Origin of the sequence: Pseudomonas sp. SAS7 (assembly GCF_052112345.1) — a bacterium.
Lineage (GTDB): Bacteria > Pseudomonadota > Gammaproteobacteria > Pseudomonadales > Pseudomonadaceae > Aquipseudomonas > Aquipseudomonas putida_Q.
This window is the reverse complement of record NZ_JBEGGO010000020.1, coordinates 66,412-80,262: the sequence shown is the minus strand read 5'-3', so window position 1 is coordinate 80,262 and position 13,851 is coordinate 66,412. Positions and strand designations below refer to the sequence as shown.

Genomic DNA, 13,851 nt, shown 5'->3' with positions numbered 1-13,851 from the left:
GCAGCCGGTTCTGGAAATCAGTGGTGCTCGCGGGTCGCGCGGAACTTGACGTCCGGCCAGCGCTCTTCCATCAGCGCCAGGTTGACCCGGGTCGGCGCCAGGTAGGTCAGGTGCCCGCCACCGTCGATGGCCAGGTTCTCCATGGCCTTGGTCTGGAATTCCTCGAGCTTCTTCTTGTCATCGCAGCTGATCCAGCGCGCCGACCACACGGTGATCGGCTCGTAGGCGCATTCGACCTTGTACTCTTCCTTCAGCCGGCTGGCGACCACATCGAACTGCAGTACACCGACCGCCCCGAGGATGATGTCGTTGCTGCGCTCCGGGAAGAACACCTGGGTTGCACCCTCTTCGGCCAGCTGCTGCAGGCCCTGGCGCAGCTGCTTGGACTTGAGCGGGTCCTTCAGGCGCACGCGGCGGAACAGCTCCGGGGCGAAGTGCGGAATACCCGTGAAGCCCAGCGCCTCACCTTCGGTGAAGGTGTCGCCAATCTGGATGGTGCCGTGGTTGTGCAGGCCGATGATGTCGCCGGCAAAGGCCTCGTCCAGTTGCTCGCGCTCGGACGAGAAGAAGGTCAGCGCGTCACCGATGCGCAGGTCCTTGCCGGTACGCACGTGGCGCATCTTCATGCCCTTCTCGTACTTGCCCGAGCAAATGCGCATGAAGGCGATACGGTCGCGGTGTTTCGGGTCCATGTTCGCCTGGATCTTGAACACGAAGCCTGTGAACTTTTCTTCCACCGGCTCCACGGTACGCTCGTGGGCGACACGGGCCAGCGGGCGCGGGGCCCAGTCGACAACGGCATCGAGCACATGGTCGACACCAAAGTTGCCCAGTGCGGTACCAAAGAACACCGGCGTCAGTTGGCCATTGATGAACTCGTCCTGATCGAACTCGTGGCATGCACCCTGTACCAGCTCAAGCTGTTCGAGGAAGCGATCATATTCGTCACCCAGGTGCGCGCGGGCTTCATCGGAGTCCAGCTTCTCGATGATCTTCACCTCGGTACGCTCATGGCCGTGGCCCGGGGTGTAGACAATGATGTAGTCACCGCGCAGGTGGTACACGCCCTTGAAGTCGCGGTAGCAACCAATCGGCCAGGTGATCGGCGCAGCCTTGATCTTCAGGACGGCTTCGATCTCGTCGAGCAGTTCGATCGGGTCGCGGATGTCACGGTCGAGTTTGTTGATGAAGCTGACAATCGGCGTATCACGCAGGCGGCACACGTCCATCAGGGCGATGGTACGCGGCTCTACACCTTTACCGCCGTCGAGCACCATCAGCGCCGAGTCCACCGCGGTCAGGGTGCGGTAGGTGTCTTCCGAGAAGTCTTCGTGGCCAGGGGTGTCGAGCAGGTTGATCATGTGCTCGCGGTACGGGAACTGCATCACCGAGGTGGTGATGGAGATGCCGCGCTGCTTCTCCATTTCCATCCAGTCGGAGGTGGCGTGGCGGTCGGACTTGCGCGACTTCACCGTACCGGCGACGGCAATGGCCTTGCCCATCAGCAGCAGCTTCTCGGTGATGGTGGTCTTACCGGCGTCGGGGTGGGAAATGATTGCGAAAGTGCGGCGCTTCGCGACTTCGGCGGCCTGGTTGGTCATGGGAAATCGCCTGACTGGGGGATTCAAAAAGGGGCGATATCATACCTGAAGTTGGGCTGGGACCAAAATCTGATCCCCGTCCGTTGGTCAATCACGCACGTTGAGCCTGATCATCACAAAAACCTTGAAGCTTGACAGGGGCCCGGCCGGGCACATGTGCAACGAGCTCCAATGTTCCACCCAAGGCCTCAACATAGCTGCGAAGGGTGGATATCAACATGTCACTTCTCTTCTCCACTTTCGAAACATTGCCCTGACGGATATCGAGGCGCTCCGCCAACTCGTCCTGGGTGATTTGCAACTGCCTGCGCAAGGCTTGCAAGGTCATTTCTTCACGAATCAGTTCAAGGCCGCGTGCTTCTACTCTCGCCCTGCGCTCAGACGACAGCTCGTTCATGACCTCATCGAGTGTTTTCATCATTCAACCTCTGGAAAGGTGCCGTTCGAAACGTGCGTCGGCACGCTCGATCAGGCTCCGGTAAAATCTACGTTCACTGATGCCTGCCTTGTCTCCGGCGACCAACAGCACCGCACAGCGAGAGGGGTCAAAAGCGAACGCTATGCGCCACACGCCATTCCCGACGCTGAATCGCAACTCTTTCATGTTCGAATACCTTGAGCCCTTCAAGGTATCCACACGCGGTCTACCCAGAGCCGGGCCGCAGCATGCCAGCAGGTGTAGCTGAGCTAACAGTTCATCCTGGACCTCCATTTCCAGCATCCTGAACTCCACTGTAAATTCCGGGCACATCCCTATGGACCACACAACAAACATACCTCCGAAAGAATATTCCCTCAAGGAGATACAGAGAGAATTTCAAAGGAGATATCGCTTGGCGGGACAAATGGCTCGATAGCAGGCGATTCAACGCCTCCACGCAGAAAAAGCGCTGTTTTTTCGTGCAAATTTTCTTTGTTGCCAGTGATTAACGCTGGCCAAATGCCGCCTCAGATGGGAACCTTTGCGCCCACGGAGACGTCCATTCCCCTGCAACCCGCTTCGGTTGGGGACTGGTTTCATCAGCATTTTCGGGCCCGACGGGGTTCGGCTCATGGCCTGATCGCAGCCTTCGGCGTGCGTCACGCTGCTACTCGCGAACACACCAACCGCCGCCAGGACTGGCCGGCAAAAAAGAAGTGTGCTCGCCGACAACACAAGGAGTCCGCCTGTGGCTAAACGCTACGGAAAAGGGCTGTTGGGATGCGCCACCGTGCTCGTCATCCTGGCCCTGCTGGTCCACTGGATCGGCATCGACACGATCGCGCGTTACCGCGACGATCTTGGGTTCTACCTGCAAGCGCACCTGGTTCTGGTGCTGGCTTCGATGGCGGCGGCGTTGGCCGTGGGCATCCCGGCTGGCATTGCCCTCAGTCGACCGCACCGGGTCGACAAAGCCGAGCGCTTCATGCAGTTTTTCAACGTTGGCAACACCATCCCTCCCCTGGCCGTTCTGGCCATCGCGCTCAGTATCCTGGGCATCGGCGCCGGGCCTGCGATCTTCGCGCTGTTCCTCGCCTCCCTCCTGCCCATCGTGCGCAACACCTACGAGGGCCTGAAAAACGTCCCCGCCTCGCTCAAGGAAGCCGCCACCGGCATCGGCATGACCCCGCGCCAGCAACTCTGGCAGGTGGAGCTACCGAATGCCGTGCCGATCATCGTCGGTGGTGTACGCGTGGCCCTGGCATTGAACGTGGGCACCGCGCCACTGGCATTCCTGATCGGCGCCAACAGCCTGGGTAGCCTGATCTTCCCCGGCATCGCCCTGAACAACCAGCCACAGCTGCTGCTGGGTGCCGCCTGCACCGCACTGCTGGCACTGGTGCTGGACGCGGCGGTGAGTTTCTCCAGCAAGCGCTGGCTGGAACGTGGCCTGGCCCAATAAGGATAGGGAACGTATGAACAAGAGAATCGCCTTGCTGCTGGGCGCGGCCCTGCTGTTCGCAGGATTTGCCCAGGCAGTGGAAAAACCACTGGTGCGCATCGGCGCGCGGGTGTTCACCGAGCAGACCGTGCTCGCCGAAATCACTGCGCAATACCTGCGCGCCAATGGCTTTGACGTGCGCGTCACCACCGGCCTTGGCAGCAACATCGCACGCCAGGCCCAGGAGACCGGCCAGCTTGACCTGATGTGGGAATACACCGGGGTTTCGCTGGTGTCGTACAACCACATCGACGAGCGCATGCCCAGTGCCGAAGCCACCTTCGCCAGGGTCAAAGAGCTGGATGCAAAGAAGGACCTGATCTGGCTGGCCCCGTCGAAGTTCAGCAACACCTACGCGCTGGGCCTGCCCAAGCAAGTGGCCGATGCCTACCCGCAGGTCAACACCATCAGCGACCTCAACCAGGTACTGCGTGACGAAAGCCAGCGCAACCACCTGGTGGCGCTGGACACCGAGTTCGCCAACCGCCCCGACGGCCTGGTTGGCCTGCGCGAGATGTACGGCCTGCCGCTGGACCGGCGCAACATCCGCCAGATGGACGGTGGCCTGGTGTACACCGCCATGCGCAACAACCAGGTATTCGCCGGTTTGGTGTACACCACCGACGGCCGCCTGAGTGCGTTCAACCTCAAGCTGCTGGAAGACGACAAGCACTACTTCCCCGACTACACCGCAGCGCCCGTGGTGCGCAAAGCCGTGCTCGACGCCAACCCGCAACTGGCCGCACTGCTCAAGCCACTGGCCGAGCAGTTAGATGACGAAACCATGCGCCAGCTCAACGCCAAGGTCGACGTCGAGCACCAGAACCCGACTGCCGTGGCCGCCACCTTCCTGCGCGAGCACCCACTGAACAGCGAGGGCCAGCCATGAACCTGATCGATACCTTCAGCCACCTGGACTGGGCCCAGGTGCTGCAACTGACCTGGCAGCACATCATGCTGGTGGGCGTTGCGGTGAGCCTGGCCATTCTCGTCGGCGTGCCGCTGGGCATCCTGATGACCCGCTTCCCGGCTGTTGCCGGGCCGCTGCAAGCCAGCGCCACGGTGCTGCTGACCATTCCGTCGATTGCCCTGTTCGGCCTGCTGCTGCCGTTCTATTCCAAGTTTGGCCAAGGGCTGGGGCCATTGCCAGCTATCACCGCGGTGTTCCTCTATTCGCTGCTGCCGATCCTGCGCAACACCTACCTGGCCCTGACCAACGTAGAGCCCGGTATCCGCGAAGCTGCGCGCGGCATCGGCATGACCTTCGGCCAGCGCCTGCGCATGGTCGAGCTGCCCATCGCCGTGCCGGTGATCCTCGCCGGTGTGCGCACTGCCGTGGTGATGAACATCGGCGTCATGACCATTGCCGCCACCATCGGCGCCGGCGGCCTGGGCGTGCTCATTCTTACCTCCATCAGCCGCAGCGACATGTCGATGCTGCTGGTCGGTGCCGTACTGGTCAGCCTGCTGGCCATCATTGCCGACCTGCTGCTGCAAACCCTGCAACGTGCCCTGACTCCAGAAGGACTGCGCCCATGATCGAACTGAAGAACCTCAGCAAAACCTTCAACGTCAACGGCAAGGACGTCAAAGCCGTCGACGCGGTAAGCCTCACTGTCAACGAAGGGGAAATCTGCGTGTTCCTCGGCCCCTCGGGCTGCGGCAAGAGCACCACGCTGAAAATGATCAACCGCCTGATCACGCCTACCTCGGGCCAGGTGTTCATCAATGGCGAAGACACCACCGGCCTGGACGAAGTCACCCTGCGCCGCCGAATCGGCTACGTGATCCAGCAGATCGGTCTGTTCCCCAACATGACCATCGAGGAGAACATCACCGTGGTCCCGCGCCTGCTCGGCTGGGACAAGCAAAAGTGCCACGAGCGTGCTCGCGAGCTGATGCACATGATCAAGCTCGAACCCAAGCAATACCTGCAGCGCTACCCGCGCGAGCTGTCCGGTGGCCAGCAGCAGCGAATCGGCGTGATCCGCGCGCTTGCCGCCGAAGCACCGGTATTGCTGATGGACGAGCCATTCGGCGCAGTCGACCCGATCAACCGCGAGATGATCCAGAACGAGTTCTTCGAGATGCAGCGGGCGCTGAACAAGACCGTGATCATGGTCAGCCACGACATCGACGAAGCCATCAAGCTGGGCGACAAGATTGCCATCTTCCGTGCCGGCAAACTGTTGCAGCTGGACCACCCGGACACGCTGCTGGCGCACCCGGCGGATGACTTTGTCAGCAACTTCGTTGGCCAGGACAGCACGCTCAAGCGCCTGCTGCTGGTGCGTGCCGAGGATGCAGCGGACAACGCGCCGTCGGTGAGCCCGGAGACGCCCGTGAGCGATGCACTGGAGCTGCTGGATGAGCACGACCGCCGCTACGTGGTGGTGACCGATGCACAGAACAAGGCACTGGGCTATGTGCGCCGACGTGACATGCACCGCCAGCAAGGGACGTGTGGCGACTTCCTGCGGCAGTTCAACGCCACGGCATCGCACGATGAGCATTTGCGCATCCTGCTGTCGCGCATGTACGAGTTCAACCGGGCGTGGTTGCCGGTGCTGGATGCCGAGCAGGTATTCCTGGGCGAGGTGACACAGGAGTCTATTGCGGCGTACCTGAGTTCGGGCAGATCGCGCGGGGGCAAGACCAGCATTGTTTCGCCGGCTGAGGCGGTGGTTTCGTAGAAAGCCGGGGGCGCTCTGCGCCCCATCGCGACACAAGGCCGCTCCTACAGGGGTTCGCGTACGCTTGTAGGAGCGGCCTTGTGTCGCGAAAGGGCCGCAAAGCGGCCCCGGCAATCTCCAGTCAGAACCCTACGCTGGCCTGCACATAGAAGGTCCGCGGCTCACCCACATAAATGCCGGCGTTGTTGTCGCTGGAGCGGGTGAAGTACTGCTTGTCGAACAGGTTCTTCACCCCCGCCGCCAGCTTCAGGTTGGACATCTCGGGCCCGAACTCGTACCCACCACGGGCATGCCAGGTCACGTAACCCGGAATATCACCATACTGCCCATCCGCACTCGGCTCGGTGATGTAGTCGCCGTTGAAGCTGCCATCAGCATTGATCCCGGTCCCCGGCGCGCGCTGCTTGGATTGGGCGTAGGCGTCCAGGTTCCAGGTCCAGCGGTTGACCGCGTAACGCACGCCGGCGGTGGCCACCTGACGTGAATAGAACGGCAGGTCACGGCCCTTGAAGCCCGGGATCTCACCTTCATAGGTGGCGCGGGTAAAGGTGTACCCACCACTCACCGACAACCCTTCCAGGCGCGGGTCCAGCCCGGCCAGGTCGTAGCGCACCGAGGCCTCGATGCCCTGGTGCTTGGTCGCGCCAAGGTTGGTCCAGCCTACGTCGTTGCTGATGTACTGCAGTTCGTCATCAAAGTCGATGTAGAACGCGGTCAGCTCACCGGCGAAGCCGCCATCGTCATAACGCGTGCCGATTTCGTAGGTCTTGGCCTTTTCCGGCTCCAGGCCATTGGCCGTGCTGTTGCCGGTACCGCCCTGGCCCAGCTGGAAGTACTGCAGGCTGCCGAACGAGGTTTCGTAGTTGGCGAACACTTTCCATGCGTCGGAGATGTGGTACATCACGCTCAGCGCCGGCAGCGGCTCGTTGCTGGTGATGCTGCGCTTCTTCTCCGCCACCGGGCGGTTGTTGGCATCCAGCACCGGGCGGTCGCGCCAGTCGGTATTGATGTGCTCGAAGCGCACGCCCGGGGTGATGGTCCAGTTGCCCACATCGATCTTGTCGTCGATGTAGTAGGCGCTGGCCTCGGTACCGCCGCTGCGGTCCTGGAACACGTGGCCGTCAGAGGTGGGGGTCACGGTCGGCACGTTGTCGATCAGCGCCAGGCGGGTCGACTGTTCGCGCATCGCTTCCTTCAGGTAGCGATAGCCCACGCTGACTTCCTGGGTAGTAGGGCCGGCAAAGAAGATGCGCGACACCCGTGGCTCGATGGCGAAGGTGTGGTAGTTGCGCGGGTACGACGACAGGGTCTTCATGTCACGCGAGGCGATGGCGCTGCCGCGGAAGCTGTCGGTGTAGTAGGTCAGCACTTCGAACTGGGTGGCATTGTCGAGCTGGCGTTGCCACTTGAACGACACATCCTTGCGCCGACCGGCGAAGTAGTCGTAGTCGCGCAGCGACTGGTAGGGGTTGCTGTCGTACTGGGCCTGGGTCAGGCCACCGGGCATGTCGGCACGGCCATCGTAGTAATGGAAGTTGAGCCAGAACTCATCGACGTCGGTAGGTGCCCAGTGGGTCTTGAGGATGACGTCGTCGATGTCGTTGCCATTGTTGCTTTCGCGGTAACCGTTGCCGTTCACCCCGGTGTACAGCAGCGCCACGCCCATGCCGTTGTCAGCCGTGCCGCCGACGAAAGCCGACTCGGTGTGCTTCCAGCCGCCGCGCTGGGAGGTTTCCAGGGTGGTGGACAGTTCCGCCGAAGCCTTTTCCGGAATCGCCCGGGTGACGAAGTTGATCACCCCTCCCACGTTCTGCGGGCCATAGCGTACCGAGCCGGCCCCACGCACCACGTCGATGCTGTCGAGGTTGCCCGAGGAGATCGGCGCCATCGACAGCTGTGGCTGGCCATACGGCGCGAAGGCGGCCGGGATGCCGTCGATCAATACGGTGGAGCGCGGCGACAGGCGCGAGGTCAGGCCGCGCACGCCCACGTTCAGCGACAGGTCGCTGCCGCCGGTGCCGTTGGAGTCCTGCACCTGCACACCCGGGATGCCGCGCAGTACGTCGCGCACGTTCATCGCGCCCTTCTCCACCATCGCCTCGCGGCGCACCACGGTGCGCGCGCCGGGGTGGTTCTGCACCACGCTCTGCTGGGCATCGCCCAACCAGTCACCGACCACCTTGATGTCGGTGGGCGCCAGCTCCAGGCTGCCGCTGCCCAGGTCGAGGGTAGTCGGCAGTGGCTTTACCACCACGGTGTCCTGGGACATCTCGAAGGTCAGCCCGCTGCCTTGCAGCAACTGTTGCAGCGCCTGCACCGGCGCCAGGTTGCCGGACACCGCCGGGGCCTGTTTGCCCGCCACCAGTTCGGGGCTGAAGAACAGCTGCAGGTTGGTTTGCTGACCAAGCTGATTCAGCGCCGAAGCCAGCGGTTGGGCCTGGATCTGGATGGTGTTGCCCGCCTCAGCAGCCTGGCTGTTGACGGTCACGGCGCTGACCGCCAGGGCCAGCGCCAGGGCGCGCAAGTGTGGGAAGGGTTTGTTGTTGTTCACGTCGTCGAAACATCCTGGAATGCGGAATAAACGCCAACCGCGTGCAAATGGAAATGCTTGGCAGTTGCAGCTGGCGAGGAAGACGAACGAGCGAAAAAAAACCTGAATCTATTTCGCAATTATTTCGCGAGAGCCGTCTTCATGGGCCTTGATGGCCACCGGCAGGATGCTCGGCAAGGCCCGCAACAGTGCGTCGGTGTCGTCGGTGCTGAAGGTGCTCGAAAGGCGCATCTGGGCGACTTTACCGGGGGCAACCCGCAGCGGTTGGCTACGATAGCGCGAGGCTTCGGCCACCACCTCGGCGAGGGTGGCGTTGTCGAACACCAGCTTGCCCTGGCGCCAGGCAGTAACGGCAGCGGTATTGACGGCGTAGGGGGCGGCCACCCCGCCCTGTGCATTTATATGCGAACCCTGGCCGGCCGTAAGCTGCGCCAGCGCGTCGCCCTTGCCCTGCACTCGCACCGAACCCTGCTCCACAGCCACCCGGGTGCTGGCAGGGTCCCGGCGCACGTCAAAGCGGGTACCGGTTACCGTCACGCTGCCCTGGGCGGTGTCGACCACAAACGGCCGGGCACTGTCGTGGGCGACGTTGAACATCACCTCGCCGGCACTCAGGCGGATATGCCGCTGGCCAGCGCTGAAGTCGACCTGCAGCTGTGTGCTGCCATTGAGATCCAGCAAGGAGCCATCCGGCAGTTCGACCTGGCGGCGTTCATTGAAGGCGGTCTGCAAGCTACCCTGATGATTCAGCTTTTGGTAGTTCCAGCCGCCCCAGCCCAGGCCCAACGCCAGCACCGCAACACTGGCGGCCAAGGCCTGACGCACGAAACGCCGACGCGGCAGTTGCTGCACCGGGTCCGGCTGGCACAACGCTTCAAGGCGCTGGCGCGGAATGAAGTCGGCGGCCTGCCACACGCGGCACAGGTGCTGGTACTCCTCGCGGTGGCGCTCGTCGCTGGCCAACCAGGCGCGCAACTGTTTCTGCAGCCCGGCATCCCGAGGCGCATCCTGCACACGGGCAAACCATGCGGCCGCCTGCTCGCGGACGGTATCGGTACCGTGCTGTTTCATCGAAAAGGTCTCCTGACTCATGCCGACACATCCAGGTGCTCACGCAAATGCCGGAGCGTGCGGATCATATACTTTTCGACCATGTTCTTGCTCAACCCCATGCGCTCGGCGATCTCGGCCTGGGTCAGGCCTTCGAGCTTCTGCCAGATGAACACCTGCCGGCAGTTGAGCGGCAACTCGGCCAGCGCCCGCTCGACGCTGTCGGCCAATTCCAGGGCATGCACGTAGGCCTCCGGGTCATCGCTGGCGGTAGTGCCCTCGTCGAAGGCTTCCAGCGCCAGGGCCTGGCGGCGGTCTTCGCGGCGCAAGCCATCCACGGCAATGTTACGTGCGGTCTGGTGCAGGTAGGCGCGGGGCTGCTCGACCTGGTCGCGCGGGTTTTCCAGTACCCGGACAAAGGCATCGTGGGTGAGGTCTTCGGCCTGCTGGCGATTGCGCAGTTTGCGCGTCCAGGTGCCGATCAGCTCATGGTAATGGTCGAGGAAGCCTTTGTGTCCGGACACGGTCTGGGTCATCAGGGAGGCGGATAAGGGTGCGAATAGTAATGTTTCTCATCAAAACCAGCAAATCCGCCAGTCGGTAACAAAAAATTTATGGGCCATTTCCTGTACGTGGGTACCAGGAAAATGTGGCCATAAATATGAACACCTGGGGCCCTTTGGCAAGTGAACCCGCCCCTGAAGGAATTGCGCAATCCCTGTGGGAGCGGGTTCACCCGCGAAAGGGCCAATACGGTCTATTCCACAATATTTAACGCTTGAAACATCGTGGGGAACATCAGCCGGTCACACGAGTCGGTTATTCAAATGGCTGGTCGTCGATCCACGCCGATCACGCCCGGATTGCCTGTTGATTCTGCATTCTTCACGCCCTAAAGTGCGCGCCGAACGTCCATGCTGGAAACGATCCATCCGGCTCAAGTACTGAGTAGGCGAACCAAAGTGGGGATACGGAGGACGTTCAGTTTGCAGCCACTTATTCTTTTTGTTTGCCCATGGAGTCCCTGAGCATGTCGATCCAGGTCGAAGACTATTTCGCGCGTGACACCTTCCAGAAAATGAAGGCGTTCGCCGACAAGCAGGAAACCCCGTTCGTACTCATCGATACCCAGATGATCAGCCAGGCCTATGACGACCTGCGCGCCGGTTTCGAATTCGCCAAGGTCTACTACGCGGTCAAGGCCAACCCTGCCGTCGAAATCATCGACCTGCTCAAAGAGAAAGGTTCGAGCTTCGACATCGCCTCGATCTACGAACTGGACAAGGTGATGGACCGCGGCGTCAGCGCTGACCGCATCAGCTACGGCAACACCATCAAGAAGTCCAAGGACATCCGCTACTTCTACGAGAAGGGCGTGCGCCTGTTCGCCACCGACTCGGAAGCCGACCTGCGCAACATCGCCAAGGCCGCACCGGGTTCGAAAGTGTATGTGCGTATCCTGACTGAAGGCTCCACCACTGCCGACTGGCCGCTGTCGCGTAAATTCGGCTGCCAGACCGACATGGCCATGGACCTGCTGATCCTCGCCCGTGACCTGGGCCTGGTGCCTTACGGCATCTCCTTCCACGTGGGCTCGCAGCAGCGCGACATCAGCGTGTGGGACGCCGCCATTGCCAAGGTCAAAGTGATCTTCGAGCGCCTGAAGGAAGAAGACGGCATCGAGCTGAAGCTGATCAACATGGGTGGCGGCTTCCCGGCCAACTACATCACCCGGACCAACAGCCTGGAAACCTACGCCGAAGAAATCATCCGCTTCCTCAAGGAAGACTTCGGTGACGAGCTGCCGGAAATCATCCTGGAGCCAGGCCGTTCGCTGATTGCCAACGCCGGCATCCTGGTCAGCGAAGTGGTGCTGGTGGCGCGCAAGTCGCGCACTGCCGTCGAGCGCTGGATCTACACTGACGTGGGCAAATTCTCCGGCCTGATCGAAACCATGGACGAAGCCATCAAGTTCCCGATCTGGACCGAGAAGAAAGGCGAAACCGAAGAAGTCGTCATCGCCGGCCCGACCTGCGACAGCGCCGACATCATGTACGAAAACTACAAATACGGCCTGCCGCTGAACCTGGCCATCGGTGACCGCCTGTACTGGCTGTCGACCGGTGCCTACACCACCAGCTACAGCGCAGTCGAATTCAACGGCTTCCCGCCGCTGAAGGCTTACTACCTGTAACGCAAAACGGGGCCGCAAGGCCCCGTTTTCATGTGTGTGCCACCAAAGCCTGCGCAATCCCTGCAGGAGCGGCCTTGTGTCGCGAAAGGGCTGCGAAGCAGCCCCAGGATCTCAGCTTAAAGGCACAAATTGCCGGGGCTGCTTCGCAGCCCGTTCGCGACACAAGGCCGCTCCTACACTTGACCGCGTCAACCGGTCAGATTGGAGCGGTCTTCCCGCCGTTCGATCTCTTCGGCATACCGCGCCGCAAAGGCCATCAACACCGGCCCTGCACCCTGCAAGGTTACCAACGCAGCACGCAGGAAATTCATGTTCCCCTCAACCCGCGCCTGCTCCAGCCATTGCCCTGCTTCGGCCAGCTGCCCGCGCTCGACCAGCACCAGCCCCAGGCTGAACATCCCACGGAAATCCCCCGCCTCGGCCGAGCGCCGATACCAGCGCACCGCCCGCGCCGGGCTGGGCGCCGTGGCAATGCCCTGCTCCAGGTAACGCCCATACAGGTTCATCGACTTGGCATGCCCCAGCTGCGCGGCCTTCTCGTAGCACATCAGTGCCTGTGCCTGGTTGGCCGGCACCCCCCGCCCGGTGGCCAGCAGGTTGCCCAGGTTGTAAAGGCCCCAGTCCAGCCCGGCGTCGGCCGCACGCGCATAATGAATGGCCGCCTGCTCCAAGCTCGGCTCACCACCCCAACCATGCTCCAGGCAACGACCGAGCATGTTGTGCGCCATGGCACTGCCGCCCTGTGCGGCGATGCCGAACCAACGCCGGGCCACGGTGGCATCTTCTTCGATGCCGCGCCCATCCAGCAGGATCTGCCCCAGCAGCAACTGCGCCTCGACCGTGCCCTGCCCCGCCGCTGCCAGGATTGCCTGGGCAGCTTTGCCGGGGCTCTCCTCCAGCATGGCCTGCAAGCCGGCTACATCCACCACTTCCTCACGTCGCAACTGATAGGACACGGTTCAGACCTCAGCCCAGCGGCGTAGTAGGTTGTGGTAGGTGCCGGTCAGCTGCAGCAACGAGGGGTGCTCGGGTACATCGGCAGTCAGTTGCTGGATGGCGTTGTCCATCTCGAACAGCAGCGCCCGCTGGCTGTCCTCGCGCACCAGGCTCTGGGTCCAGAAGAACGCGGCATAACGCTGGCCTCGGGTGACCGGGTTGACCTTGTGCAGGCTGGTACCGGGGTACAGCACCAGGTCACCGGCAGCCAGCTTCACCTGCCGCTCACCATAGGTGTCCTGAATCACCAGCTCACCGCCGTCGTAGCTATCCGGGTCGCTGAGGAACAGTGTCGAAGACAGGTCGGTACGCACCCGCTCCGGGCTGCCCTTGGGCTGACGCAGAGCGTTATCGATGTGAAAGCCGAAATTGCCACCCTCACGGTAGCAGTTGATCAACGGCGGAAACACCTTGTGCGGCAGGGCCGCCGACATGAAACGCGGGGTTTTCCACAGGCGCTCGATCAGCGCAGTGCCGATTTCCTTGGCCAACGGGTGCCCTTCGGGCAACTGCAGGTTGTGTTTGGCCTTGGCCGACTGGTAGCCGGCAGTCACCTTGCCATCGGCCCAGTCGGCCTGCTCCAGCGCCTCGCGGATACGGGCCAGCTCGTCAGCGTCGAACAGGCCTGGGATGTGAAGCAGCATGGCGGCAGCACCGTTAGGAAGTGTAAAGGCGCCAATGATATTGATTCCCTTTTGCGCTACACAAGCCTTTTCGCCGCTTAAGACGTTTCAGCTTGATGAAACCGTAAAGGCCAAATGTAAAGATTGTAAATTCTTCACGAATGGTAACGACTCTCAATTGTTAGTCACAATTGCTTACATTAAGATCCGCCGCCTCAACA

Annotated in this window: 13 protein-coding genes; 5 read left to right on the top strand and 8 right to left on the bottom strand. The window is 61.9% G+C overall.

The features are described from left to right. Positions 1-17 precede the first annotated feature (17 nt). The 3 genes from ABI582_RS25615 to ABI582_RS25605 form a co-directional block, all read right to left on the bottom strand. Positions 18-1,601: a peptide chain release factor 3 gene (locus tag ABI582_RS25615; RefSeq protein ID WP_016484997.1), complete on the bottom strand. Its 1,584-nt coding sequence runs from the start codon at positions 1,599-1,601 to the stop codon at positions 18-20. Positions 1,602-1,692: 91 nt separating this feature from the next. Continuing rightward, entirely contained in the window at positions 1,693-2,022 is a 330-nt protein-coding gene (locus ABI582_RS25610; RefSeq protein ID WP_442120643.1) for an XRE family transcriptional regulator, read from the bottom strand. Further along, positions 2,023-2,322: a type II toxin-antitoxin system RelE/ParE family toxin gene (locus ABI582_RS25605; protein ID WP_080956865.1), complete on the bottom strand. Its 300-nt coding sequence runs from the start codon at positions 2,320-2,322 to the stop codon at positions 2,023-2,025. It lies immediately after the preceding gene. A 448-nt stretch (positions 2,323-2,770) separates the two neighbouring features. Here ABI582_RS25605 and ABI582_RS25600 point away from each other — a divergent pair, with 448 nt between their 5' ends. From ABI582_RS25600 to ABI582_RS25585, 4 genes are read left to right on the top strand one after another with little or no spacing between them, the layout of a single operon-like run. Continuing rightward, on the top strand, positions 2,771-3,484 hold the full coding sequence (locus ABI582_RS25600; protein WP_016501375.1) for an ABC transporter permease: 714 nt from the start codon (positions 2,771-2,773) through the stop codon (positions 3,482-3,484). Positions 3,485-3,497: 13 nt separating this feature from the next. Then, positions 3,498-4,412: a glycine betaine ABC transporter substrate-binding protein gene (locus ABI582_RS25595; RefSeq protein ID WP_442120642.1), complete on the top strand. Its 915-nt coding sequence runs from the start codon at positions 3,498-3,500 to the stop codon at positions 4,410-4,412. Further along, positions 4,409-5,062 (top strand): ABC transporter permease, encoded by a 654-nt coding sequence (locus ABI582_RS25590; RefSeq protein WP_016501377.1) that lies wholly within the window; start codon positions 4,409-4,411, stop codon positions 5,060-5,062. Before ABI582_RS25595 ends, ABI582_RS25590 begins: the two co-directional genes overlap by 4 nt. Continuing rightward, positions 5,059-6,216 carry an osmoprotectant ABC transporter ATP-binding protein OsmV gene (locus ABI582_RS25585; protein ID WP_442120641.1) on the top strand — a complete coding sequence of 386 codons (1,158 nt, stop codon included), beginning with the start codon at positions 5,059-5,061 and terminating at the stop codon, positions 6,214-6,216. Before ABI582_RS25590 ends, ABI582_RS25585 begins: the two co-directional genes overlap by 4 nt. A gap of 121 nt (positions 6,217-6,337) precedes the next feature. Here ABI582_RS25585 and ABI582_RS25580 read toward each other — a convergent pair whose 3' ends face one another. The 3 genes from ABI582_RS25580 to ABI582_RS25570 form a co-directional block, all read right to left on the bottom strand. Then, the gene (locus ABI582_RS25580; protein WP_442120640.1) at positions 6,338-8,767 is read right to left on the bottom strand and encodes a TonB-dependent siderophore receptor; all 2,430 of its coding nucleotides are present in this window, start codon (positions 8,765-8,767) and stop codon (positions 6,338-6,340) included. A gap of 108 nt (positions 8,768-8,875) precedes the next feature. Continuing rightward, a complete protein-coding gene (locus ABI582_RS25575) occupies positions 8,876-9,838 on the bottom strand; it encodes a FecR family protein (RefSeq protein ID WP_442120639.1) in 963 nt (320 codons plus the stop codon). Between the two features lie 17 nt (positions 9,839-9,855). Continuing rightward, positions 9,856-10,353: an RNA polymerase sigma factor gene (locus ABI582_RS25570; protein WP_338746145.1), complete on the bottom strand. Its 498-nt coding sequence runs from the start codon at positions 10,351-10,353 to the stop codon at positions 9,856-9,858. Between the two features lie 494 nt (positions 10,354-10,847). On the opposite strand from ABI582_RS25570, the gene ABI582_RS25565 reads away from it, so the two are divergent. Next, a complete protein-coding gene (locus ABI582_RS25565; protein ID WP_016501382.1) occupies positions 10,848-12,011 on the top strand; it encodes a type III PLP-dependent enzyme in 1,164 nt (387 codons plus the stop codon). A gap of 188 nt (positions 12,012-12,199) precedes the next feature. Here ABI582_RS25565 and ABI582_RS25560 read toward each other — a convergent pair whose 3' ends face one another. Continuing rightward, positions 12,200-12,967: a tetratricopeptide repeat protein gene (locus tag ABI582_RS25560; protein ID WP_442120638.1), complete on the bottom strand. Its 768-nt coding sequence runs from the start codon at positions 12,965-12,967 to the stop codon at positions 12,200-12,202. Between the two features lie 3 nt (positions 12,968-12,970). Further along, the gene (locus tag ABI582_RS25555; protein WP_442120637.1) at positions 12,971-13,651 is read right to left on the bottom strand and encodes a Fe2+-dependent dioxygenase; all 681 of its coding nucleotides are present in this window, start codon (positions 13,649-13,651) and stop codon (positions 12,971-12,973) included. Positions 13,652-13,851 lie beyond the last annotated feature (200 nt).